This is a genomic window from Parabacteroides sp. KHUB-02, from assembly GCF_056640955.1.
The window spans coordinates 2,139,512-2,163,759 of record NZ_JBWQEV010000001.1 but is presented as its reverse complement, the minus strand read 5'-3'; the positions used below and the strand labels follow the sequence as shown (position 1 = coordinate 2,163,759).

16 protein-coding genes and 1 pseudogene are annotated in these 24,248 nt (G+C 47.6%); 16 read left to right on the top strand and 1 reads right to left on the bottom strand.

What is annotated here, in order from left to right:
- Positions 1-219 precede the first annotated feature (219 nt).
- The 11 genes and pseudogenes from ACYIA1_RS09435 to ACYIA1_RS09385 all read left to right on the top strand — a co-directional run bounded on the left by ACYIA1_RS09435 (position 220) and on the right by ACYIA1_RS09385 (position 16,123).
- A complete protein-coding gene (locus tag ACYIA1_RS09435; protein ID WP_005805240.1) occupies positions 220-1,299 on the top strand; it encodes a linear amide C-N hydrolase in 1,080 nt (359 codons plus the stop codon).
- Positions 1,300-2,811: 1,512 nt separating this feature from the next.
- Positions 2,812-3,276, top strand: coding sequence for a beta-barrel fold lipoprotein (locus tag ACYIA1_RS09430; protein WP_005823213.1), 465 nt, complete (start codon positions 2,812-2,814; stop codon positions 3,274-3,276).
- An 86-nt stretch (positions 3,277-3,362) separates the two neighbouring features.
- Positions 3,363-6,359, top strand: coding sequence for a SusC/RagA family TonB-linked outer membrane protein (locus ACYIA1_RS09425; protein WP_117720842.1), 2,997 nt, complete (start codon positions 3,363-3,365; stop codon positions 6,357-6,359).
- 19 nt (positions 6,360-6,378) lie between these two features.
- Positions 6,379-7,983 (top strand): RagB/SusD family nutrient uptake outer membrane protein, encoded by a 1,605-nt coding sequence (locus tag ACYIA1_RS09420; RefSeq protein ID WP_074908918.1) that lies wholly within the window; start codon positions 6,379-6,381, stop codon positions 7,981-7,983.
- Between the two features lie 413 nt (positions 7,984-8,396).
- Positions 8,397-8,801 (top strand): hypothetical protein, encoded by a 405-nt coding sequence (locus ACYIA1_RS09415; RefSeq protein WP_005798039.1) that lies wholly within the window; start codon positions 8,397-8,399, stop codon positions 8,799-8,801.
- Positions 8,798-10,078 carry a DUF3440 domain-containing protein gene (locus ACYIA1_RS09410; RefSeq protein WP_074908912.1) on the top strand — a complete coding sequence of 427 codons (1,281 nt, stop codon included), beginning with the start codon at positions 8,798-8,800 and terminating at the stop codon, positions 10,076-10,078. Before ACYIA1_RS09415 ends, ACYIA1_RS09410 begins: the two co-directional genes overlap by 4 nt.
- Positions 10,079-10,083: 5 nt before the next feature.
- Positions 10,084-10,605, top strand: a complete 522-nt coding sequence (locus ACYIA1_RS09405) for an IbrB-like domain-containing protein (RefSeq protein ID WP_074908909.1) — start codon at positions 10,084-10,086, stop codon at positions 10,603-10,605.
- Between the two features lie 106 nt (positions 10,606-10,711).
- Complete coding sequence (locus ACYIA1_RS09400; RefSeq protein ID WP_074908906.1) at positions 10,712-11,044, top strand: hypothetical protein; 333 nt, start codon at positions 10,712-10,714, stop codon at positions 11,042-11,044.
- Between the two features lie 97 nt (positions 11,045-11,141).
- A complete protein-coding gene (locus ACYIA1_RS09395) occupies positions 11,142-13,478 on the top strand; it encodes a TonB-dependent receptor (RefSeq protein ID WP_074908904.1) in 2,337 nt (778 codons plus the stop codon).
- A 41-nt stretch (positions 13,479-13,519) separates the two neighbouring features.
- Positions 13,520-14,536, top strand: coding sequence for a hypothetical protein (locus ACYIA1_RS09390; protein WP_074908901.1), 1,017 nt, complete (start codon positions 13,520-13,522; stop codon positions 14,534-14,536).
- Between the two features lie 373 nt (positions 14,537-14,909).
- Positions 14,910-16,123: pseudogene (locus tag ACYIA1_RS09385) on the top strand (tyrosine-type recombinase/integrase).
- 577 nt (positions 16,124-16,700) lie between these two features.
- On the opposite strand, the gene ACYIA1_RS09380 reads toward ACYIA1_RS09385, so the two are convergent.
- Positions 16,701-17,546 (bottom strand): AraC family transcriptional regulator, encoded by an 846-nt coding sequence (locus ACYIA1_RS09380; protein WP_005805222.1) that lies wholly within the window; start codon positions 17,544-17,546, stop codon positions 16,701-16,703.
- Positions 17,547-18,039: 493 nt separating this feature from the next.
- Between ACYIA1_RS09380 and ACYIA1_RS09375 the strand changes: the two genes are divergently transcribed.
- The 5 genes from ACYIA1_RS09375 to ACYIA1_RS09355 all read left to right on the top strand — a co-directional run bounded on the left by ACYIA1_RS09375 (position 18,040) and on the right by ACYIA1_RS09355 (position 24,219).
- Complete coding sequence (locus ACYIA1_RS09375) at positions 18,040-18,651, top strand: DUF3575 domain-containing protein (protein ID WP_005823195.1); 612 nt, start codon at positions 18,040-18,042, stop codon at positions 18,649-18,651.
- Between the two features lie 55 nt (positions 18,652-18,706).
- Complete coding sequence (locus ACYIA1_RS09370) at positions 18,707-20,209, top strand: hypothetical protein (protein WP_065849806.1); 1,503 nt, start codon at positions 18,707-18,709, stop codon at positions 20,207-20,209.
- Between the two features lie 55 nt (positions 20,210-20,264).
- On the top strand, positions 20,265-21,698 hold the full coding sequence (locus ACYIA1_RS09365) for a hypothetical protein (RefSeq protein WP_117720841.1): 1,434 nt from the start codon (positions 20,265-20,267) through the stop codon (positions 21,696-21,698).
- 194 nt (positions 21,699-21,892) lie between these two features.
- Positions 21,893-22,807, top strand: coding sequence for a FimB/Mfa2 family fimbrial subunit (locus ACYIA1_RS09360; protein ID WP_008760204.1), 915 nt, complete (start codon positions 21,893-21,895; stop codon positions 22,805-22,807).
- On the top strand, positions 22,807-24,219 hold the full coding sequence (locus tag ACYIA1_RS09355) for a DUF5042 domain-containing protein (protein ID WP_065849807.1): 1,413 nt from the start codon (positions 22,807-22,809) through the stop codon (positions 24,217-24,219). The genes ACYIA1_RS09360 and ACYIA1_RS09355 overlap by 1 nt, the downstream gene beginning before the upstream one ends.
- Positions 24,220-24,248 lie beyond the last annotated feature (29 nt).

Sequence of the window (24,248 nt, the reverse complement as noted above, 5' to 3'; positions counted from 1 at the left end):
AACTATCTGTTTGTCTTGATGAATAGCCCCCCATGCTACACATTGGAGGAGGATTATTGAAGAAAACGCCCTACACTTTTATGACATTTTCTTTGCTTATATTTAATCAATGATCAGCAAAGCATTCTCAGCTTTTTCTACTTTTTCATTTATTCCCCTTATTTCAAACAGTTTTATCTTTCAACTGTTTTATTATTAAAACATAAAAAATAGTGGTTTATGAACTCAAAACAATCGTTAATTTTGCTGGCCACAATTGGGCTGCAATCACAAGCACCGATGGATGCTTGTACAGGTATTACGTTAAAAAGCGGTGATGGCACAGTCGTTACGGCACGTACTATTGAATGGGCAGAAAGTGTTATGAATACAATGTATGTAGTTGTGCCCCGCCATCAGGAGCTTCAGTCACTTACCCCTTCCGGGATGGATGGTATGAAATTTACAACCAAGTATGGATTCATAGGCTTGTCCGTGGAACAAAAGGAATTTATGGTAGAAGGAGTAAATGAAAAGGGCTTGTCTGCCGGCCTTTTTTATTTCCCTAATTATGGAAAATATCCTCCTTATGATCCATCCCAAAAGGAGAGAAGTTTAGCGGACTTCCAGTTAGTGTCTTATGTATTAGGTGAATGTGGAAATGTAAATGAAGTCAAGGAAAAACTTCAAAATATACGTGTTACCAATATTGATCCCCGTTCTTCTACTGTTCATTGGCGGTTTACTGAACCTTCTGGGCGACAGATTGTCCTTGAGATAGTAGATGAAATCATGCATTTTTATGAAAATCCTTTGGGAGTTTTGACCAATTCTCCCGGTTTGGAATGGCATTGGACAAATTTGAATAATTATATCAATTTACAACCTGGTACACCTCCGGAACATAATTATGGTCCTTTACAGATGAAATCCTTCGGACATGGAGCTGGTCTACTTGGACTTCCGGGTGATTTTACTCCTCCATCTCGATTTGTCCGTGCTACTTTCTTCCAATTGACAGCTCCGCAACAGGCCTCTGCTCAGGAAAGTATTTTTCAGGCATTTCATATCCTGAATAATTTCGATATTCCAACAGGTACTGAGCAGCCATGGGGAAAAGCTTCTGCTGATGTACCAAGTGCTACTCAGTTTACAGTTGCTACAGATACACAAAATTGTATCATTTATTATCGAACTATGTATAATAGTAATATTCGTTGTATTGACCTAAAAACTATTGATTTTAAGAATATTAGATATTATAGTATGCCTTTGGATAATGTAAAGAGGCAACCTGTCGAATTGATCAATATACGATGATACAACGCTCATTTAAAGATGATTTCTTTTATAGTCATTGGGATCTGGCAAGATAATTATGAACATTTAGGATCTCACAATCGCATGTTTCCAGATTATATTTGGAAACATGCGATTGTGAGATCTTTACAAATGAGACAAAAACAAGCAGTACATTTATGTATCTGGAGAAACATGATATAACATTTTTATTGTTTATGGTTTTTATTGAGTATGTTATTTTTAATGGGAATATCTCGGATTTTTATTGATTTGATATACCTTGTTGAAAAATGAATTTTGAGTTAATACTGGTTCTCTGAAGTCTTAAAAAAATCCTTTTAAAAGAAGAAAGCTGTCCTAGTATTTTTGAATTTATGGTCATTTCCCTGTATAGGATGGAAAAAGGCAGCTTGTTCCGTTTTTTATGTCATAAAACCGTATGTTACAAAATACTCTTTAAGCTTTGCTTTGTGAAAATGGATGCAACCGCCCCATCCTCCAACTAAGTCGATTAAAAACTTTGACAAATAATTATAACCTGTCCCCTGATTTTAGGTAGTGCATTCTTTTTTGCTCTGGAATTTCAAGCTGTTGAGTTATGAAAATGATATCTTTTTACAACATTGTATAGCATTATCAGATTGCGCAATGACAATGCTCCCTTTTCCTTCGTAAGTGTATCTTCCATATGCTTCTTTTACTAAAACAAGTCATATTACCTGCCAAAAGTTTTAGTTTTTTCCCAACAGGACATCTCCAGTCCTCTTTCTGTTACAAAAATCAGATAGAAAGCACGCTGTGCAGCGAGAGGAAACACCATAAGCACATACGGAGGGGCACAATGGAATCGGTACTAGGAAAGTTAGTACAATACCTGTGTTTGGTTGATAAAGAATACATCAGGATAATGGAGATATTGTGAACAGTGATGCATAGAGTTACCGTAGGCGAAAAAGGAGAATGGCTATATAACAATGAACCTGAATTCTTAGAACTGTTCAGGACGTATGCAGGAGAAGATCAATAACTATCCTAACATACGAAGAACAATGTGTTTTTCTATCTCTGTATTGATTCTTAATAGAATCTTAAGGAAATGACAAATAAACGGTTTCAGATAATGACTTATGTTATGAACAAAGAAGTCACTCGTTTAAAACAAGAATACATAACGAACTAAAATTCTTTTATTGGAAGTTTTAGTATTTTGACTAAAGGAATGCAATTTGGAAAGATGTAGATTAGTTATATAAATCTTTCATACTACTATTTGATGAATTAACTCTGTTACATAATATTGTTTTATATAATCCAAATTGCTAGACCATATTGATAAATCATAGAGCCAAAATGATAATCAATAATATTTTATCTTATTTTTTATTTGCACAGTAAATAATGCGCTGCGTATTATATTCAATAAATATATTGTTGCTAATTATACAATTTGTTTGCCTTAGATGATTAATATTCTTCTTGGCAAGATTTATAGATATATTATTTTTATCAATTATTGTTGTAAATATAAATATGAAAAGTAAATTCACATTATGGAGTGTTGTCTTGTTCTTGGCCGGATTTATATTTATAGGATGTGACAATGAACGAACGGAAAACGCATCTGATTTTCAGACAGGAATTCATAAAATTGTAATCCAACAGTCCGGTGACACAGATTCATTTGAAGTGAGTGTAAGTATCGGTGGTGCTGACAAGGGTGGTCCTGCCAAGTTGTACAATGACAAGGGAGAATACATTGGTGATTCCTATTCTGCCCAAATAAGGACGGCAACCATGTCTTGTCGTACAAATGGGAACGCATTTTTCATGACCTGTGCCGGTTCGGTTTCCAGTATCTCGGAGGCGGGTAAACGACTTCATATAACAGTAATAGGCTACATTGACGACAAGGAGGTTAACCGTTTGGAAAAAGAATATATAACAGATGGTAATACCCTTATTGAAACTTTCAGCGTTTCAACCAAGGAGATATGATCCGGGTAGAATACAGAACTTGTATTAAAAAGAGCATAACGCCTGAACATGTTTCTTATCGAACTTTTTTCCTAACTAAATAATTTATGAATACACTTCAAAAAACAGCGGGAGCAATTCTGTCGCTCTCGCTATTGTGTGGGATGCAGGTTTATGCGTTCCCTGACTACCCTTCCCTGAGGGGACAAATTATCGAACAGAGTGATATCTGTCAAGGAGTTGTCAAAGATGCCAATGGCGAAAGCATTATCGGTGCATCCGTACTTGTCAAAGGGACGACAAACGGCAGCATTACGGGACTTGACGGTGATTTTTCCCTTAGGAACGTAAAAAAAGGGGATATAATTGTTGTTTCTTATGTCGGCTATCAGAGCCAGGAAATAGCCTGGACAGGTGAACCGTTAAACATCGTTTTGAAGGAAGATGCCGAAGTCCTTGACGAGGTGGTTGTTATTGGCTATGGTGCTGTAAGAAAAGCGGATATGGCCGGTTCCGTAGCCGTGCTGGACAACAAAAATTTCAAGGACCAGCCTATAACCCAGGTTGCAGACGCTCTTCAGGGGCGTGTCAGTGGCGTTCATGTTGAGAACAGCGGCGTCCCCGGGGGAAGCGTGAAAATCCGCATCCGCGGTGCTAACTCCATCAGCAAAAGCAACGACCCTTTGTATGTGGTTGACGGAATCGTCCGCGAAAGCGGTTTGGACGGTATCAATCCCGAGGACATCCGTTCGATGCAGGTTCTCAAAGATGCATCGTCCACTGCCATATACGGTTCCAGGGGTTCGAACGGAGTCGTTCTGATCACTACCAAGAGTGGTAAGGCCGGTGTGCGTGAAATTATGTTCGACGCATCAGTGGGAGTTTCCAATGTATATAAGAGATACGATATCCTTGGAGCATACGATTACGCTCTGGCGCTCAAGGAGGTCAAAGGTATTGATTTCTCAAACGAAGAGATGCAATCCTATCAGAACGGAACGGCGGGCATCGACTGGCAGGATGAGATTTTCCGTACGGGGATCACCCAGAATTACAAGTTGGCTCTTTCCAATGGTAGCGAGAAGACCCAATATTACATTTCCGCCAACTACATGAGCCAGGAAGGTGTGGTCATTGAATCGAAGAACGAGCGTTATCAGGCGAAGGCGAATCTTTCCTCACAGCTTACCGACTGGCTGCATATCACGGCTGACATCAATGCTTCCCACGGTGTGCGTCGCGGGGGATCTTTTGCCTCCGGTAAGGATAATCCGATCTGGATTGCTTTGAACTATTCGCCTACCATGACGATGATGGCCGAAAACGGGAACTATAACACCGATACTTATAATTCCATAGCTTCCAACCCGGTCGGTATCCTAAAGCTGCAGTCGGGAGAGACAATGACCAATGTTTTCAACGGAGGTGTTGATTTGCGCCTTGATATAATGAAGGGGCTGACATTCACCACAACCAATGGCGTGGACTATTATGACGGGAAAAGTTATAGTTTCAGCTCCAAACGAGTGGGGACCAAGAGTGGTATGGGCAACAATGACACTTACCGCCTGATGCTGCAGAGTTCCAACAACCTGACATATACGGGTTCTTGGAACGACCATCATCTGACAGCCACGGCCGTATATGAGGTGACCTCCTCCGAAACCAGGACAATGGGTATAACCGGTAACAACCTCCTGACCGAGGGTGTGGGCTGGTGGAATGTGGGTATGGCTTCCTCTCGTGATGCAAACAATGGTTACGAGCAATGGGCGTTGATGTCGGGAGTGGCCCGTGTCATGTACAATTATAAGGATCGTTATATGCTTACCGGAACATTTCGTGCCGACGGTTCTTCTCGCTTTGCCAAAAAGAAATGGGGGTACTTTCCTTCTATTGCCGCAGCTTGGACGTTGAGCAATGAGGATTTCATGAAGGATGTTTCCTCGGTTCAGGACATTAAACTTCGCGCCAGTTATGGTATTGTGGGTAGCCAGGCTATCAGTCCTTACGCGACCATGGGCCTTATGAGTGCTACTGCATACAATTTTGGAACCAACAGTAATTTTACCGGTTATTGGGCAAATGACATAGCGACTCCTGAGCTTACGTGGGAGAAGACCAAACAGTTCGACCTGGGCTTGGAGTTCTCCCTGTTTGACAGGCGGCTGAATTTCAGTGTGGACTATTTCTATAAGCGTACTACAGATGCGTTGCTTAAAAGAAGTATCCCCGGATATGTCGGCGGTAACTCTTTTTGGGTGAATGACGGCGAAATCAGTAATCGTGGTATTGATTTGAGCGTGACCGCCCGGATTATGCAGAATGACCGGTTCCAATGGACCTCCACCTTGAACGGTACTTATTTGAAGAACCGCGTGGAACGCCTTTCCGGTGGTGAGAATGATTTCATCAACGGCTCCAGTCCGGCTGCCGGTATGGTTGATTATGCCACCATTATCAAGCCGGGTGAGGCCATCGGTACTTTTTGGGGATATGAATGGACCGGCTTAGATGAAAAGGGACATGACACTTACACGGATGTAGATGGAAATCAGATGATAGACGGTGGCGACCGCAAGGTCATCGGCAAGGCCAATCCCGATTTCACCCTGGGATGGAATAACTCCCTGTCTTATAAAAACTGGGATCTGAACCTGTTCTTCAACGGATCTTTCGGAGCCAAACGTTTGAATCTTGTAAGATATACGATGGCTTCGGCCGAAGGGAATTCCCGCTTTGTAACTCTGGCAGACGCCTATCTGAAGGGATTCGACAAGATTGGCTCTTCGGCAACATACCCGAGCCTGACCGAAGGTGGAAATAATCTGCAGCCGGTTTCAACCAAATGGCTGGAGAACGCGGACTTCCTTCGTCTGGAGAATATCAGTCTTTCATACACTTTCCCCAAAAAGACAACGGGATTCGCTGATTTGCGGCTTACTTTCAGCTGTCAGAACCTTTTTACAATAACCGGGTACAAGGGGATGGATCCGGCCGGTACTACCTTCTCGAACAGCAGCGTTGACGTTGACGCGGGTATTGACATGGGAGCCTATCCTTCCCCAAGAACATTCACATTCGGTCTCCGGATGAATTTTTAAATCTAAAATAGAAGAACTTATGAAAATAAAAATAATAGCAGGCACTATGGTTGCCCTGTCATTTTCACTGATGTCGTGCAGTGATTTCTTAACGGAAGATCCCAGGGGAAAACTCACTCCGGAAAACTTCTTCTCTACCCAGGATGAATTGAACATGAGCATATATGCCCTTTACCAGAAAGTCAATCTTTCACAGATATATACGAACATGCAGCTGCCCCAGTGGCAGGGGGATGATATAACGACCAATCCGGGGAGCAACAAACAGCCTGCCGCAGAAATGGACAAGTTTGCCGCAGCAAACAACAACAAGGGTGTCAAAGATGCGTGGAACATGCATTATGCCATTGTAAAGGCTGCCAATTTGATCATACAGGGGGCCTCTAAAACACCTACCACTCAAGATGAGATAAATATCGCCCTCGGGCAGGCTAAATTCTGGAGGGCATACGCTTATTTTACCTTGGTGCGACTTTGGGGACCGCTGCCGATGAATCTGGACAATGTCAACGATGATTATACCAAACCTCTATCCCCCGTGGAAGAAGTGTATGGTCATATTGTGCAGGACCTGACCGAAGCTGAGGCCGTATTGCCTACGGGTTACAGTGGCAGCCCCCGCTTTCTGAACGGAGTGAATGTGTATGTAACCCGGCAGGCAGCCAAATCTACTTTGGCAGCAGTGTATATGGCTATGGCCGGCTGGCCGATGAACAAAACGGAATATTACGCAAAGGCTGCTGAAAAGGCGAAGGAGGTCATTGAGGGTGTGAACAGAGGTGAATACGAGTATAAGCTCGATAAGGATTACAAAGATGTGTATGCTATGAGCAATAACTATAATAATGAGACGGTGCTCGGCATAAACTATTCACCGTTCGTGGATTGGGCCCAGGATTCGGAGCTTACTTCATGTAACCAGTTTGAATCGCTGGGCGGTTGGGGAGACGCCTGGGGTGAAATTCGTTTCTGGAAGGAGTTTCCTGACGGTCCGAGAAAAGATGCGACTTATGATCCCAAGATTCGTCTGAAAGACGGAACGTTGGTTGACTGGTGGGAGTTGAAGGAGGACGGTACCCCTGTCGTTCCGGAACATCACCCCATGTTCAGTATATTCTCCGTCAACTGGGATCCTGCGTCAAAAGTGAATACCAGTGCCCCGTATGATTATACAAAACCGGCCAGTCAGAACATGTGTAATGACCATCGGCATAGAATCATTCGTTATTCGGAGGTTTTGTTGTGGTATGCGGAGGCCAAGGCCAGGACGGGGCAGACGGACGAGTTGGCATTCAAGTGTCTGAATGATGTCCGCGAGCGTGCCGGACTGGAACCGCTCACCGGACTTTCTGCAGATGACCTTGCCGAAGCGGCTTATAAGGAGCATGGTTGGGAGGTGGCAGGCTACTGGGTGGCCCTTGTCACACGCCGTGCGGACCAGTTCCGTATGAACAGGCTGAAAGACACCTTTAAGGAAAGAGCGGAGAACACGGCTGTTGAAGTCGCCGACGGGATCCTGGTAAAGGAGTCTGTAGAATATACGAACAGGACATGGAGTGACAATCTGATGTATCTTCCATATCCTGATATGGATTCCCAGAAAAACCCGAATCTGGTAAGGTGATTTTTTATTTTAAGCCAGAGGGCTACCCGCCAATCACCCGTTGATTGGCGGGTAGCTCCTCTGATTTTCAATGTATAATTTTTTAATATCATGTACTAAATTTTGAATTGTTTTTTCCGTGTTCTCTGCTCCTGCCTTTCCGGTCATATGTTTTCGGAAAGAAGGGTATGTGACTTGCACGTGACTTTTAAGCTGATAGGGGAATGGGGTGTGGAGATCGTTCCCGTGGCATTATTGTTCATTCTTATGTTTTTCTCCCTTTTGGAAACTCAGGAGGTATCATTCCTGTCCCCATTGATATCCATGTTTGCGGATAGTCATTTGTAACGTGCTTGCGGCATGATAATGTCGGAAATCACGGACAAACGCATAATAGGTACACATTCGATTTTTAGTAATAACGGATTGGAATCATGAACATTCTGAAGTTACAAGGATTGGACGGTCGGCTTTTTGACCTTGTCGCCCCTTTGGTAATGAACCCGGCCGTATTGCGGCAAAATAATAATTACCCTTTCAAAACGACGCGTAACCATGTCTGGTACATTGCCATGGATGAGCAAAGGGTGTTGGGATTCATGCCCGTGAAAATGACCTTGACAAACAATTGCATAGATAACTACTATATTAGCGGGGATAACTCCTCTGTAATAGAGGTGTTATTGGACCGTATTATCCATGATTTTTCTTCTGATGGTTCCCTTGTGGCCGTTGTACACGAACGCCACGTGGAAGACTTTTCAATGAAGAATTTTATCCCCTGTGTCGAGTGGAAGAAGTATGTCAAGATGCGTTATCATGAAGGAGGTGGGGCATGATGCGCCGGATGGATGTCCACGAGGCCGCCAACCGGAGATTGAAGATCATCTTTGACTATTTTGATTACGTGTATGTCTCTTTTTCCGGTGGCAAGGATAGCGGTATCCTTCTCCATTTGTGCATGGATTATATCCGCATGCATGCACCCGGTAGAAAACTGGGTGTGTTCCACATGGATTACGAGGTGCAGTACCGCCAGAGCACGGAGTACGTGGAAAGGATGTTTTCCAACAACCGGGATATCCTTGAAGTGTTCCACTGTTGTGTCCCCTTCAAGGTACCCACATGTACTTCCATGTACCAGCAGTACTGGCGTCCCTGGCAAGAGGGGTACCAGAATATCTGGGTTCGCCAGATGCCGGGCACCGCTCTTAGCGTGAAAGATTTTGATTTCTGGAACGACAGCCTGTGGGATTACGACTTCCAGTCTCTTTTCCCTTCCTGGATACGTCGTAAGAAGGGATGCAAGCGTGTTTGCTGCCTCGTGGGGATCCGCACGCAGGAGAGCTTCAACCGGTGGCGGGCGATTCATTCCGACAAGAATTACCGTAAGCTGGCCAACTACAAGTGGACTCACCGTGTAGGATATTACACTTATAACGCCTACCCGATATACGACTGGAAGACAACGGACGTGTGGACGGGGTATGCCCGGTATGGTTGGGATTATAACCGTTTGTATGACTTGTATTACCAGGCCGGGATTCCCTTGTCCCGCCAGAGGGTGGCCAGCCCGTTTATCTCACAGGCCGTTTCGACCCTGCATCTTTATAAAGTTATTGATCCGGATACCTGGGGACGCATGGTCAGCCGGGTCAACGGCGTCAGTTTCGCCGGAATGTACGGGAACACGGTTGCGATGGGCTGGCGCTCCATCAGTTGTCCGGACGGGTTCACGTGGAAAGAGTACATGTACTTCCTCCTTGACACGCTTCCCCGGGCGACAAGGGAGAACTACCTGGAGAAACTGAGGGTGAGCCAGAAATTCTGGAGGGAAAAAGGAGGCTGCCTGAGAGAGGAAACGATTGGGAAGCTGCGTGCGGCCGGTGTACCGTTCACGGTGGAAGAATGCACGGCATACCGGACTGACAAGAGGCCCGTCCGCATGGAGTATATAGACGAGATAGATATCCCTGAATTTCGTGAAATACCCACTTACAAACGAATGTGCGTCTGCATCCTGAAAAACGATCATACCTGCAAGTATATGGGTTTCACGCAGACCAAACGGGAGAGGGAGATGAAAGAGAGAGTTTTGAAAAGATATAAATTGTGATTGTCATGTCAAGTTTTAAAAGTCCGGCGTATAACGTCAAGGCCGTGCCAGTCGAGAAAATCGTGGCCAACAGCTATAACCCGAATGTCGTTGCTCCCCCGGAGATGAAACTGTTGGAACTGTCCATCTGGGAAGACGGTTACACGATGCCCCTCGTGTGTTATTACCGGGAAGAAGAGGATATCTACGAGCTGGTTGACGGTTACCACCGCTATCTGGTTATGAAAACATCCGGCAGGATTTACAAGCGCGAGAACGGATTGCTGCCTGTAACGGTCATAAACAAAGACATCTCGAACAGGATGGCCTCGACTATCCGTCATAACAGGGCCAGGGGAATGCACTCGCTGGAACTTATGACAGGTATTGTGGCGGAACTGTCAAAATCGGGTATGTCCGACAGCTGGATCATGCGCAACATAGGCATGGACAAGAACGAGTTACTCCGTTTCAAACAAATCTCAGGTCTGGCTGAATTGTTTCGTGACAGGAGTTTCGGGCTCTCAGACGACTGGTTGGAGGAATAAAACGGTCTGTCTGGTATCCGTAACAAATATACATGGTGTTTATGCTTGCAAATCATTATTTGTAGGTATTGCGAGTGATGATTAAAACCGTTAATTTTGCAAACTAATGGATCGTACGAAAAAAAGACAGAGACAGCGGGCTGTCATAGCATGTATGTTGTTGCTGACATTGATGCCCTTTTTCCTCGTGAAAGCTTTTCATGTTCACGGGGAACATTCGTGCGTATCCTATAACGAACAGGGACACTCCCGTCACGATTCTCCTGAAAATTGTACCATCTGTCTCTTTACGCTCTCCCCGTTTGTCGAGGCAGGGATTTTTATATACGATTATATTCCGACTGGCAGGCCTGTAAGGTATCTTATCTCCGGGGAAACAGATGTCATCGTCATTCTTTTCCCGCATTTCCTCCGTGCACCCCCTGTGTGTTTGTCATAACTCCCTTGAGGGATTCGCATGCCATCACTGTGATTGCGTGCAGGGGCTTTTCATGTCCTGTCTTAACAGATTATAACCCGTTTATATTTTTTCAAGTATGACATTTCATGCATATCTCCAGTATGTGTGCCTGCTTGTTGTCTGCCTATGTACCCTCCCTTCTCCCATGGAAGCACGGGTACAGGCTGACCGGCAATCGACGGGTACACGCGATACTCTGCTGGTCATTGACCAGGAAAGCGGGCTTCCCATTGAAGGGGCCTATATCCTGACCGGGGAACGGTTACTTGTCAGCTCCCCCCGTGGAATGATTGTTTTCGGTCATGGAACGTGTTTCATGGATACGGTCCTCGTGCAGTGCCTGGGTTACGGTTCCCGGCGTGTGCCTTTGAACGAGGTATTCAAAGAAAGCAGCATACATACCGTATGTCTCTCCCCGGACATACAAAAACTCGGGGAAGTGGTCGTGACCGGTGAACGTGCCGGGGCGTCACCCAACGTGGTGAGCCGGCGCCTTTCATCTCCCGAGATCAGGAACGCGCTGGGAACCTCGCTTGCCACCCTGCTCGAACGTGTCAGCGGGGTAAGTTCCATCAGCACGGGAACCACTGTATCCAAACCCGTTATCCAAGGAATGTACGGGAACCGGATACTGATCATCCATAACGGTGCCCGCCAGACTGGGCAGCAATGGGGGGCCGACCACGCTCCCGAAGTGGACATGAACGGCAGCTCCTCTGTTTCGGTAATCAAGGGCTCCGATGCGGTAAGATACGGTTCGGATGCCCTTGGAGGGATTATCGTCATGGAGCAGTCTCCGCTTCCTTTCAGAAAACGCTCCCTTCAAGGGGGAATCTCCGCACTTTACGGAAGTAACGGGCGTCGCTACGTGGCTACCGGACAGCTCGAAGGTGCTTTTCCCGGTGATTTCGCTTGGCGTCTGCAGGGAACCTGGTCAAATTCCGGGGACCGTTCCACTGCGCACTATCTTCTGAACAACACGGGAACCAGAGAGTATCACGCTTCTGCCTCTCTGGGCTATGACCGCGGACGTCTGAGAGTGGAAGGTTTCTACAGCCGCTTCTACAGCCGGACAGGGGTGATGCTCAGCGCCCAGATGGGTAGCGAGGACCTGCTGGCGGAACGTATCCGGCTTGGTCGCCCCCTGCACACGGATCCCTTCTCCCGTGGTATCAGGGCTCCCTGCCAGGAGGTCACCCATCAGATCGCATTCGGCAGGATGCGGCTCGGCATGAAGAAGGGGGGAAGTCTTCACTGGCAAAGTACCTGGCAGAAGGACGATAGGCAGGAAAACCGTGTCCGGCGGCTGGATTCTAACATTCCGGCGGTTTCCCTGCACCTGAATTCATTCCAGCATCTTCTGCGCTGGAAGCGGGATTACCGCTCCTGGCAGGTCGAGGCGGGAGGTCAGGTCATGTTCATCGAGAACCACAGCCGCGCGGGTACCGGATTCGTGCCCGTTATCCCGAACTACACGGAGACACAGGCAGGGATATACGGAATCGGGAAATATCACCTGGCCAGGGGAGGCGTTGAAGCAGGCCTCCGCCTGGATATGCAGGAAACCCGTGCCAGTGGTTATGACTGGACGGGAAGCCCCTATGGCGGGATAAGAAAGTTTAACAACGTGTCCTACAGCCTGGGAGGACACTATCAACTTTCCAGACGCTGGAGGCTCACCTCCAACTTCGGTCTGGCTTGGCGTGCCCCTCACGTGTATGAACTGTACAGCAACGGGAACGAGCTCGGGTCTGGGATGTTTGTCAGGGGAGACTCTGCGATGCACTCGGAAAGAAGCTACAAATGGATATCTTCCCTCCGTTACGGCGACGGGATGTTCAGCGTCTGTCTGGACGGTTACCTGCAATGGGTGGACGGCTATATCTATGACGGGCCGGAGAAAGAGACAGTCACCGTGATTTCGGGGGCATACCCGGTCTTCCAGTACAGGCAGACCCCGGCTTTCTTCCGCGGTATGGACTTTGACCTGCGTTTCACTCCGGGCGGTTCATGGGACTACCATGCCGTCGTCTCCTTTATACGGGCAAACGAACGGACAAAGGGTAATTATCTTCCTTATATTCCCTCCTTCCGTTTCAGCCATGAACTTGCGTGGATCCACGAGACGAAATCGCATCTCAGGCTGCGTCTGAACATCAGGCACCGTTTCACCGCAAAACAGAGGCGGTTTGATCCGGACACGGATCTTATCCCGTATACTCCCCCGGCGTACCATCTCCTCGGGTTCGACGCTGGTCTTGAACTTCCCGTGAAACGGGGACACCAGGTCCGGTTCATGCTGTCGGCAGACAACCTCCTGAACCGTGAGTACAAGGAATACACCAACCGCTCGCGTTACTATGCGCATGATATAGGACGTGATGTGCGTTGCGGTGTAAACTGGATTTTTTAATTTATAAGAACTATAATCAACACTAATAAATAAAAAGAAAAATGAGAACAATTGCATGTAAAACCGTGTGGGCACTTCTGATAGGAGTGTCCCTTGTCCTGTCGCTGAACTCTTGCAGCAAGGATCCTGTAATACCAGAAGACGAGACGAAGAACAAACTGCATGAGGACCCGGCAAAAATGACCGTCCGCCTCGTTGAATGCCACCTGCACGCTGACTGGAACGAGATACAGAAGGCCGGAGGTCCCCACCAAAATCCGGAATCCCCGGCCAGGTATATGAAACGTGTCCAGGAGATCACTTATGAACTGAAGACCGGCAGTGGATGGACCCTTGCTGAAGGAAGCCAGGGCAAGTTTTACGTTCAGAAAAACGGCGAATATAAAAATGGAAACAACTTTACCCCGGCCCCGGTTTACCTGATGTTTATCTATTACTACAATTCCAAAGGAGAGTTGATGAACGGCCAGTTTGTGGAGAACGGGCAGGAGAATATCCACCAGCATTTCTTCACCCCGGAGAACGTGAGACCTACCTTTGACGGGAAACCAGAAGCTGACGACAATGATCCGGATGCACTGGTGGATTATCTCTACGTGGATACCACGCCCTGGGACAAGACCAAACATGACAACGAGGCGGAAATTACGGGAGGCACTAACCCGGTAGGATTAAAAGGAGTTATCCGGTTCCTGAAGGACCGCAAGGAGTTTGATCTGAAACTCCGCCTGTATCACGGCTACAATTCTAAAAGGAACCCGCAGACAAACGGCTTTGACCCGTTCTACAAGCCCTCCGGGGTATTGATCCAGCGTGGAACATGGGATATTAACCTGAGCATCCCGGTAGTGGTGTTTTGGAGCCGCGAGGAGTTTGTTGATGTGGACCCGGAGGCAGATGTGAACCTGATCGGGGAGGATAGCCTGGATGAAGACAGCAACCGCACGCTACACTCCATCATGAAAACCTTCAATCTTACATGGAAGGAGGCGCTTGAGGAGTTCATCTCCTATACCTACCAGACGGGGGATGTGGAAGCTGGATCCATATGGCTTTGATCATCTCGCGTAGGATGGAATTCTCTCTTTATCAATCTACAGGCGGCAGGTGGGGCCGCCTTTTTTCTCTTGTGCAGCGAAAAAATCCCATCTGCCATGTTTAATCCCCGTGGTTTACTTGGGGATGTATTGGGACATGCTTTACCATCTCACCCTGTTCCATTTTTCATGTTTGGCAAGTTGAAAAAAATCCTATACATACAAGACGTACCGTTCCCTTACCGACGGGTCTGGAACCGACTTCCCGTCTTTCGTGCAATTTTCCCGCTTGGTTACTGAACTTTTTTGGTCTTTTTCCGATTTGATGCATATAAGTTTATGCTTCCTTTCCAGGAAACAAGGAAGCGTCAAATGTCTAACTAATAAAAAACTTATGGCAACAGTTAAAACAGTATTGGTAAAAGGAAGGAGCAACCGGTCCGGCAAATTCCCGTTAGTCGTGCAGGTTCTTCACAAGCGAAGGAAAAAGGTTGTTTATACAGGATTCAGTATCTCGGATACCCTGTTTGATCCCGTAAAAGGGAGGGTTATCGACGGCGGGGAAAACACCCTGGAGTCGATTCGGAGGATTAACCACAGGTGCGAAAGTATCTCAAGGGTACTGTTAAAGTGTATTTCAATGATAGAGAAGAAATCCCGGGAATACGAAATAGAGGACGTGTTCAGGACTTACGGCGTGTTAACCCGCGAAGCCGGTTTTTATTTCTATTTTTCACGGAAAATCCGGGAACTTCGTGAAAGCGGTCATGAGGGAACAGCCCGGGCATACGCCTCCAGCCTGCGTTCCATGCAGAGGTACCTGGGAAAAAGGATTTTCCTTTCATAAAACTCTCTTCCCGGATCATTTCCGACTACCAGGGGAAACTACTCGCTTCGGGTATATGCGATAACACCATTGGTTTTTATCTGCATAATATCAAGGCTCTTTTCAGGAAGGGATGTCGGGAGATGGGCCTGGAACTTCCTTGCCCATTTCGCGATATAAGCATTAAAACGGAAAAAACTCTCAAACGCTCCCTTGATCCGGTTGTGATTAAAACACTATCCGCAATTGAACTGGAAAAGGACAGCCCGTTATCTCTTGCCCGGGACATTTTCATGTTCAGCTTTTACACGCGTGGAATGTCATTCGTCGATATTGCATTGCTAAAAAAGAGGCATGTTTTCCCGGGTGAAATCTGTTACAGGCGTCACAAGACCGATCAATTGATGCGGGTAGGTATAAACAAGGAGATCAGTCGTATCCTGGAAAGATACAAGAATGTACCGGGAGAATATATCTTCCCGTTGTTTCCGGCAGAACGGGATCCGTACGCTGGTTATAGAAACGCCTACCATAGGATTCGTTACTCCCTGGGAAAGATTTCCCGGGTCATTGGTTTGGAATTCCCGCTGAGACTTCACGCGGCCCGTCATTCATGGGCCACGATAGCCAAGGTGAACGGTGCCTCGGTTCATGTTATTGGTGAGTGTCTGGGGCATACGTCGGAAAAAACGACCCGAATCTATCTGAAAGAACTGGATCATTCCGCACTGGATGCGGTTAATAATCAAGTGGCTGACTTCATTTTAGCGGTGGATGATTGACCGGGCCCGACCGCGAAAGATATCAGCTCAAATTCTTCAGTTCCCGTCTGGACGATGGACGGCGGTTAACCATTCCCAAAGAGGCTTTTACCACCGATAATTTAACCATTCCCGGATGTTTCTGTAAATCCCGCCTTGGTGCACGTGGCGGGATTATACAGGAAAAAAGGAACACCTTTATTTAGCTAATTTATCTTATACCGTCTTCAATTGAAAGATGGCTACGAGAGGGATTTACATGTTATGGTATCTACGTTTTGGACCGGCGTCTGTTGGGTAAACAAATGATTTAATGGAGTAATAATATTTTTCTACATTAGTTAAATTCTATTATCTAAGATATTTTTTTTACTTTAATTATAGTATATTATCACAATATACGTATATTTGTTCTGTTTCTTCACTCTCTCCCGTAGAGAGTGGAAAATCAAAAAAACTTACAGCATGTGTTAAAAAATAGCGTAATCCTTTTTTTTATTTGGATTACGCTGCAAATTTAAAGACAATAATTTTGTTGGCTGTTTCCGTTTTGGCTCTATTATTTATCAATTTCTTATCTCCCCCATTCAGAGATTGTTTAACCGCCTTTTATCTGCTGTCTTAACTCTCTGGGAGAACATCCCAGACATCTTTTGCAAAATCTGGAGAAGTGTGCAAGAGAGGAAAACTCCAGTTCATTGGCAATGGTTCCCAACGGCAGGTCTGTAACTGAAAGTTTGTATTTGATTTCTCCCAACAACTGTTTCTGCATCCATTCGGCTGGAGCCTCTCCAAACTCCGCGGAAAACTGTCTTTTGAAGGCGGAAAGGGAGATATCACAGGCCGATGCGAGTTCTTTTACGGTCCTGCAACTTTTGTAATTGTTCAAGACCTTATTTTTGAAGTCTTGCGAACGGCCTATAATCATATAGAAAAAATTCGCAAGTTCCTGTCTGGAATAGTAAAAGCGAATGTTCCAGAAAAGTTCCTTGAGTTTTATTTCGTGAAAATGGATACAGTTCGCTCCATCTTCCAGATAACACACCAGTAGTTCAAGAAATTTGCATAACCGATCCCTGATTTCAAGAGGTTCCATACGATATTCGACAATTTCCCTCAGGTGGTATAACTCTGAAAAGGAGGCCCTTTGACAGGGCCATACTCCCCCCTCGAACAGGGCAGCCACGACTTCACATTTTTCCAGTGATTGGGTGTTAAACAGGCTGTCACGGCAAAAAAAGACCATCTCTCCTGATGAAACAGTGAACTGAAAACCGTTGCAGGAGAATTGCAGACTTCCCTTGAGTACGAACAGGATACAATCTTTTACCAATTCCTCCTCGTGGTTCAATCCTTCGTCAAATTTATAATACCGGAATCCCTCCTGCATAGATTTTGAGTAATTATAACAAGACGTGTGCTCGTTCAAATAAAAAAGTTCCATTGTTTCTGTTTTTGTTGCCTAATGAAAATATTAGTAATCTTATTTTCAGTTAGTTATATGATAAAATCTGTCCATGTTTCATCTTTTATTTCTTTTTGGCATCTATAACCGCTTTCCAGAGCGGATTTTGAAAAATTTTCCACTCTCTACGGGAGAGAGTGGAAAATAAGAAAGTCATCGAATAAAGGTTTACATTATGCGAATGAGTCATGAGATATTCAACATGGAATGGTCCAACAGGGATTCGATTTACCTGCATACTCGGGACGGTGTCCTCTATTCGGCTTTCGCCGGATCGGCTGAAAGACTTTTAAGTCTCGTGGGCGGGTTGCGTCCCTGCAGGTCCTTCTGGTGCGGGCAGGAGTTTCCGGTCGTCCACTCTATACGTGCAAGAAAGATTCTGGAGTTTTTTCCGGGAAGCTGCATTTTTATTAATGATTATTACATAAGGATAACTTTGGCTTGTCCTCTTATAAAATAAAGTAACGAAACAATGAATAACAGTATGATGAAACCGTTTTTTCTTCTGGTGTTTTTGCTTTGTTCGGCTGGTGCCTTCTCTCAAAAGGTTGCCTTGAAGAACAATCTGGCCTACGATGCCTTGAAAACTCCCAACCTCTCCTTGGAGTTCTCCATGGGGCGTAAATGGACCCTTGACACACAGGTGGGTATGAATTTCTTTTTCTACACGCGGGACGCCACGTCTTCCCGGTACAAGGCAAAGAAGTTCAGTCACTGGCTTGTCCAGCCGGAGCTCCGTTATTGGACCTGTGACGTTTTCAACGGCTGGTTCTTCGGGTTGCATGCCCATGGCGGCCAGATGAATATCGGAGGTGTCGATGTCCCCTTCGTGCTTCAGAAAGGGGACGGAAACATGAAGGACCACCGTTACGAGGGTTATTTCTGGGGAGGCGGGTTGAGCGCCGGTTACCAGTGGGTGCTTTCCAACCGTTTCAATATCGAGGCCTCCTTGGGTATCGGTTACGTGCACGCCCGTTATGACAAGTACAAGTGTACCACCTGCGGGCAGAAGCTGGGCAAGGGGGATGCGGACTACATAGGTCCCACCAGGGCCGCCATTTCAATTATTTACATGTTGAAATAACTCCCTGAATCCGGGGACACAATTTTTTATTCTATCATGCTAAAAATGTATATCAATGAAACCTTACCATATTAACAAGAAGCAAATCCTTATCATGGGCTGCCTGGGAATGTTTCCCTTGTTTTCTTCCGCCCAGGACATTTTATCAACGTCAGGTACCTCGCGTTGGGATTATTCAAACAGCCGTGTGGAGCGTGAACCGGGTAGAGATGCGTTGGATATTACTTTCAGTGTCTTCCCTCTGGCAGGGCTTGGAAGCCAGGAAGTCGCTTACCTGTTCCCCGTCTATGTCTCGGCTGACGGGCGTGACAGCGTCCGCCTCGAACCGGTCTGCGTGGCCGGCAAGAGAAGATATAAGGTGATCAAGCGTCGAAAGGCGTTGGGCAACCTGAAACCCGGTAACCCCGGATCCGGCGAGGTCCGTTCCGCCAAGGTGCTGGAAAGTTCGGGCCTGACTGTGAAAAGGAGCGTCCCTTTTGAACGGTGGATGGCTGACGGGCGTCTCGTTGTCAGGGAGGTGTCGTACGGCTGTGCCGAGTGCGGCACGAACGAGAGCGAGGATATTGCCTTTCAGGCCGGTATCCCCCTCTTCGGGGAAAAGGATTATGCTTACAGTTTCATCGAACCGGAAAAGGTCATGATCAAATGCTACAAGGATTCCTTCGACTGTAAGGTGGTCTTTCCTGTTGCACGCCACGACCTGCAGGAAGATTTTGCAGGCAATGCTCAGGAGCTTGACAGGCTGAAGAAGTTTCTCTCGGAGAACCTGAATATTCAAGGAACGTCACTCAAGGAGGTACATATAAAAGGCTATGCCTCTCCCGAGGGGAGCTTCGATTACAACAGGTCCCTCGCGCAACGACGCACCCAAACCCTTTCAGATTATATTTCGCGTCAATACCCCGCCTTGAAAAATGCACCGGTTTATCGTACCGAGGGTATCGGGGAGGACTGGGAGGGTCTTAAATCGATGGTCAGCGGCTCCACCCTCGTCAACAGGGACGAAATTCTTTTTATCATCGGACATAACGAGCGTGACACGGAACGCGAGGAGGCCATCCGTGCCTTGGATGACGGCAGGAGCTATCGCCTCCTCCTCGAAGAGTTCTACCCGGGACTGCGGCGCACGACTTTCAGTCTCAGTTTTGACGTGAGACCTTACACGGTGGAGGAACTTCCCGAAATTTTTGAAACGAAACCCGAGTGTCTCAGTCAGCACGAGATGTACCAGCTGGCCGGACTGTACGCTTCCCGGGGGATGTCTCCCCTTCCGGTGTACGAGAGGGCCTACGGGCAGTTCCCGGATGACGCCGTGGCAATCCTGAATTACGCCAACGCCCTGTTGAAATACGGGCAGGATGCGGACGGCGCGTTGCGGGTGTTGGAACCGGTAACGAATGACAGCCGTGCTTTCTTTCCCATGGCCGTTGCCTATAACATGAAAGGTGACTGGAGGAAGGCGGAAGAATTGATCAAGAAAGCCGGTATGGCCCAGGGCAAACAAAAACTCTCAGGGGAGCCCGGGGACGGTGGAAACAATCAGCAGATAGAGATGTAACTCAGACATAGTTATATATAGTATTAGTAATCTTAATTTAAAAACAATTCGAATTATGAAAGTAATGAAGTATTTTGCAGTGGCCTCGTTGGCGTTGTTCGCTGCATGTAACAACGAAGAGAATCCGGTAGCGCCGGAGAGTGGCAACCAACCGGTTGATGTGGTGATGTCAGTGGCATTACCCGGTCCGGGCACACGTGCCGCCATGGGCGAATTGCAGAACACCGCCAACGACCAGGATGCGGCATCGGTTGAAAAACTGCATGTGTACTTGGTGGCTGGGGAAGACATTGTCCTGTCGAAGGAATTTACAAAAGATACTGATGATTTTACCAAGCTGACTTCGGCTACTGCCGTGGGTGTAGAGGCAACGACGGGAGGTTATAAATTCCTTGACGTGGACAATGGCGTGACAAAGGCACTTGTTATCGCTAACCCTCAGGGAGCGTTGGTTGACGGTGAGGGAAAGACTGTTGCTGAAATCAGCAAACAACAGCTGAAAGCCCAAATTAATGAAGTGATTTATGCCGGTTCTGAAACACTTACCACTGTTGGCGCCGAGCCTTATGGCGTCAATCCTCAGGAAGACAAACGTACCGTGAAGAAGGCCGAGCTCACCTTGACCGCCAGCATGAACCGCTTCCAGGTGACCGGTACCAAGTTTGTCAAGGTTATCTGGAAAGACGGGAAAAAGACCGAGGCTGAACAATGGTGCACGACTTGGCTGGCCAAGGATGAAAATAAGGGAAAGAGCAGTGCCGAAGCGTGGGCCGCTTTCAAGGCTGATGCCGCAGGCTTCAACGGCCAGACATGGGACGGCAAGTCCGACATTGCCCAACAGGCCAGCCTGAGTCAATGGCTGCAGGTTGTCGAAGTGACCACTGCAAACCAAGGTATCCTGATGAACCGTTTCAGCAGAACGCTCTCTGTTCCTCAACTTACAGTGGAAGAAGAGGCAAACTGGTTCTGGGCCAAGACCTACGCCGGAGACCGCTATAAATTCGAAGACGGCACGTTCAAACCCGACGGTAACACGGACTTGTCGGAAGTGGCCTCCTATTTCAATGCAGCGGGTTTCGATTTCGCACAGGGGGCAAAGGCCGCAGCGTTTAACTTCTTCGTGAACGGCATTACGGGTTACGGTAAGGAAAACAACGCTCCAAAACTTGCTTTCGTTTTCAAGACAGGTGACGACGGCGTATCCGCCGACAGACGTTTTGTCGTTATATCCGGTTACGCGAAGGCAGAAGGTGAAACTGCAGGCACGACGGATCTGGAAGCCGGCAAGGGCGGTTACCTGATCAATCTGGATCTCGCTGCGCTGAACGGGGGCCAGGGTATCCTCGTGGATGTTGACCCGAGCATTCCTGAAGGTGTGACTCCCGAACCGGGCGGACAGGGGGATTTGGAGGACGAGAACGTGAACGTCATCGTCCGTGTCGAGGTGCAGCCTTGGACCGCTGTGAACGTATTCCCCATCCTTGACTGATACAGATAGAGAGTAATAGCCGCTTGCCGGAGCGCTTTTCCCGTATCGGCCCTGACAGGCCGGTACCGGAATCCGCCCCGCACTCTCGGGGAGGGGAAAGTTTGTCCCCTCCCTTTTTTATTACCCGCGGGAGGGAAACGTGTCCTCTCTTTCGGGAAAATTACAGTATTGATTTATAATAATTAGTGTAAAGTATGAACATAAGAAACATACCGACCTGGCTGGGCCTGTTGGCCGCTTTATACCTCGTGACCGCATGTGACCGGGTGTATGACGACCTGAGCGGCTGCCTTGGCAACACGATCGTCTTCTCCTACCTGGCCGATGACAACCGGGAACATCTGCAGGAATACGTGGATGACATTGACGTCTTCATCTTTGACGTCGGGAACGGGGCCTTGGTGGAGAAACACCACCTGGAGGGAGAACAGCTGCTTTCACCGCTGGAGGTCAGGCTCCCGGAAGGTGATTATAAAGTAGTGGCCGTGGGCAACGCGTTGAACGAGACGGTTATCGGGGATGGTGCTTACGGTGAAGCGTCGGTTTCCCGGCCCGAACTGGCGGAAAAGGACGGACCGGCGGCCGGCACGTTTGACAGGCTATACCTTGGGGAAACCACCATCACGTCGAAGGTCATGAACGACTCCCGTGACGTGGTAAGACTTTATTCCCAGCACGTGAAAATCCACGCGGTAGTCCTTCCCGACGACGATGAGAACGCCGGGACCTGGTACGAACAGAACAAGGGGACGGGCTTCCGCCTGACGATGGAAACGCTCTCAGCCCGTTTCTCCTTTTCCGGGCAGCGTTCCGGAGAAACATCCTTCGACCTTCCGTTTTACACGGGAGGAAAAAACGACCGTTTCGTGCTTGATTTCAATACCCTGCGCTTCAAGGACGGGGACCCGCTGACGATCCGTCTTATGCAGGGAGATAAGGTTCTCTGCACGGTAGATGTCGCGGAATATATCGCTCTGTATCCCGACCAGATACGGATAACGGGGCGGCAGGAAGCGGTGCTTCCACTGTTCTTCCGCCAGAATCCCCGTTCTCTGACAGTAAGTGTAAAACCCTGGGAAGCCGTTGACGTGGTTCCCATAACCGATTGATGAATATTATGCTGAAAGATACTAAATATACTCGCACGGTAAGGGCCTTGAGGAACTTTGTGATGATGGTGTTGCCGCTCTTTTTCCTTGCCCTGACAGGATGCCGGAACGAAGAAGATATCCCGGAACGGCTTTCCGGAGAGGATGACGTGACCGTCAGGCTGAACCTGTCAACCCGTGGCGTAACAGCCGGGGGAAGTGAGATGCTGGACCTTTATTCCTCCGATCCGGCCAACTGGTATAAAACCGGCACACTGTTTCCCCAAGCCCCCGCACAGCCCAGAATAGCACTTATGGTTTTCAACAAGGAGCAGAACCGGTATGTGTACAGTCGCCTGCTTCCTTTCAGTTCGGGCAACGCGGAGGGGGAATATCAAACCAAGATACGCATCCCCAAAGGCGAGAGTGAATTCTATGCTTTCTATGCCCCCAACCAGACAGGAAAGGACCTGCCCTATTATACGCCCGGAGGAATCCTGCAGAACGCGGTTCCATGGGACTTCCTCGGGGAAGGCATGGAGGAGGTGGACAGGGAGGATATTGTCGAAGCCGCATTCCCTGCCATCATCAGGGAGCAGGATGATGGCAGTCTCGGCATTCCGGTGGACAACCCGTATGATGGTGTGACTCCTTCCCCGTCGGATGAGAAGATTATAGATTGGACAACAACTTCCAATATCTCTTGGGATGACGCTCCCGGAATATCCAACAGGTTGCATATGGGCATGCTTTCGGGAAAGCTGTCCACGGCCGTCCAGCCCGCTTCCGGGGAGCAGGTGCAGGATATCACAATCCCGCTGTTCCGTGATTTCTCCCGTGTCAGGATATACATCGCAAGCATTGCCCCCTTTGAGCAGATCATTTATAATTATAAAAGGATTGCCTTTTTGAACTTTCCGGTACTGATGTCTCCCTCTTTCAGGGAGAATGACTCGGACGGCGGCCAGCTTGCAGGATCCACCCCGGGAGCGGGAAAGAACACGGAGCATACGGGCACGTATTCCTATGGAATAAAAAATGAAGCGCAACTGACCATCTACGAGGCCCCCCTCAATGCCGGCGGAGAGATTGACTATACGAAAATGGACGCCCAAAAATACGAGCAGTTCTTCCTTCCCCAGTACCTGGCCCCGTATATTCCGGAAGCCAATTCCTGGCAGGAAGGACACCCTCACCCGAAGATACAGCTGACAGTGGAGTATTATACAGGAGGAGACATCTCACAGACCAGGACAAGGACCTTTTTGCTTGACATTGGCGAGGAAAGTTCTCCCGGGGTGTATTCCGGCCCCATTTACCCGAACCGGGATTATAAGGTATTCATGGTCTTGCCGGAAGCCGCGGACAGAGAGATTATCTACCGGGTCGAATCCTGGGAGCGGAAGGATGTGGAGTTCCCTCCTTTTCAGTGATGTTCACGATTTTGTCATTATAAATTTTT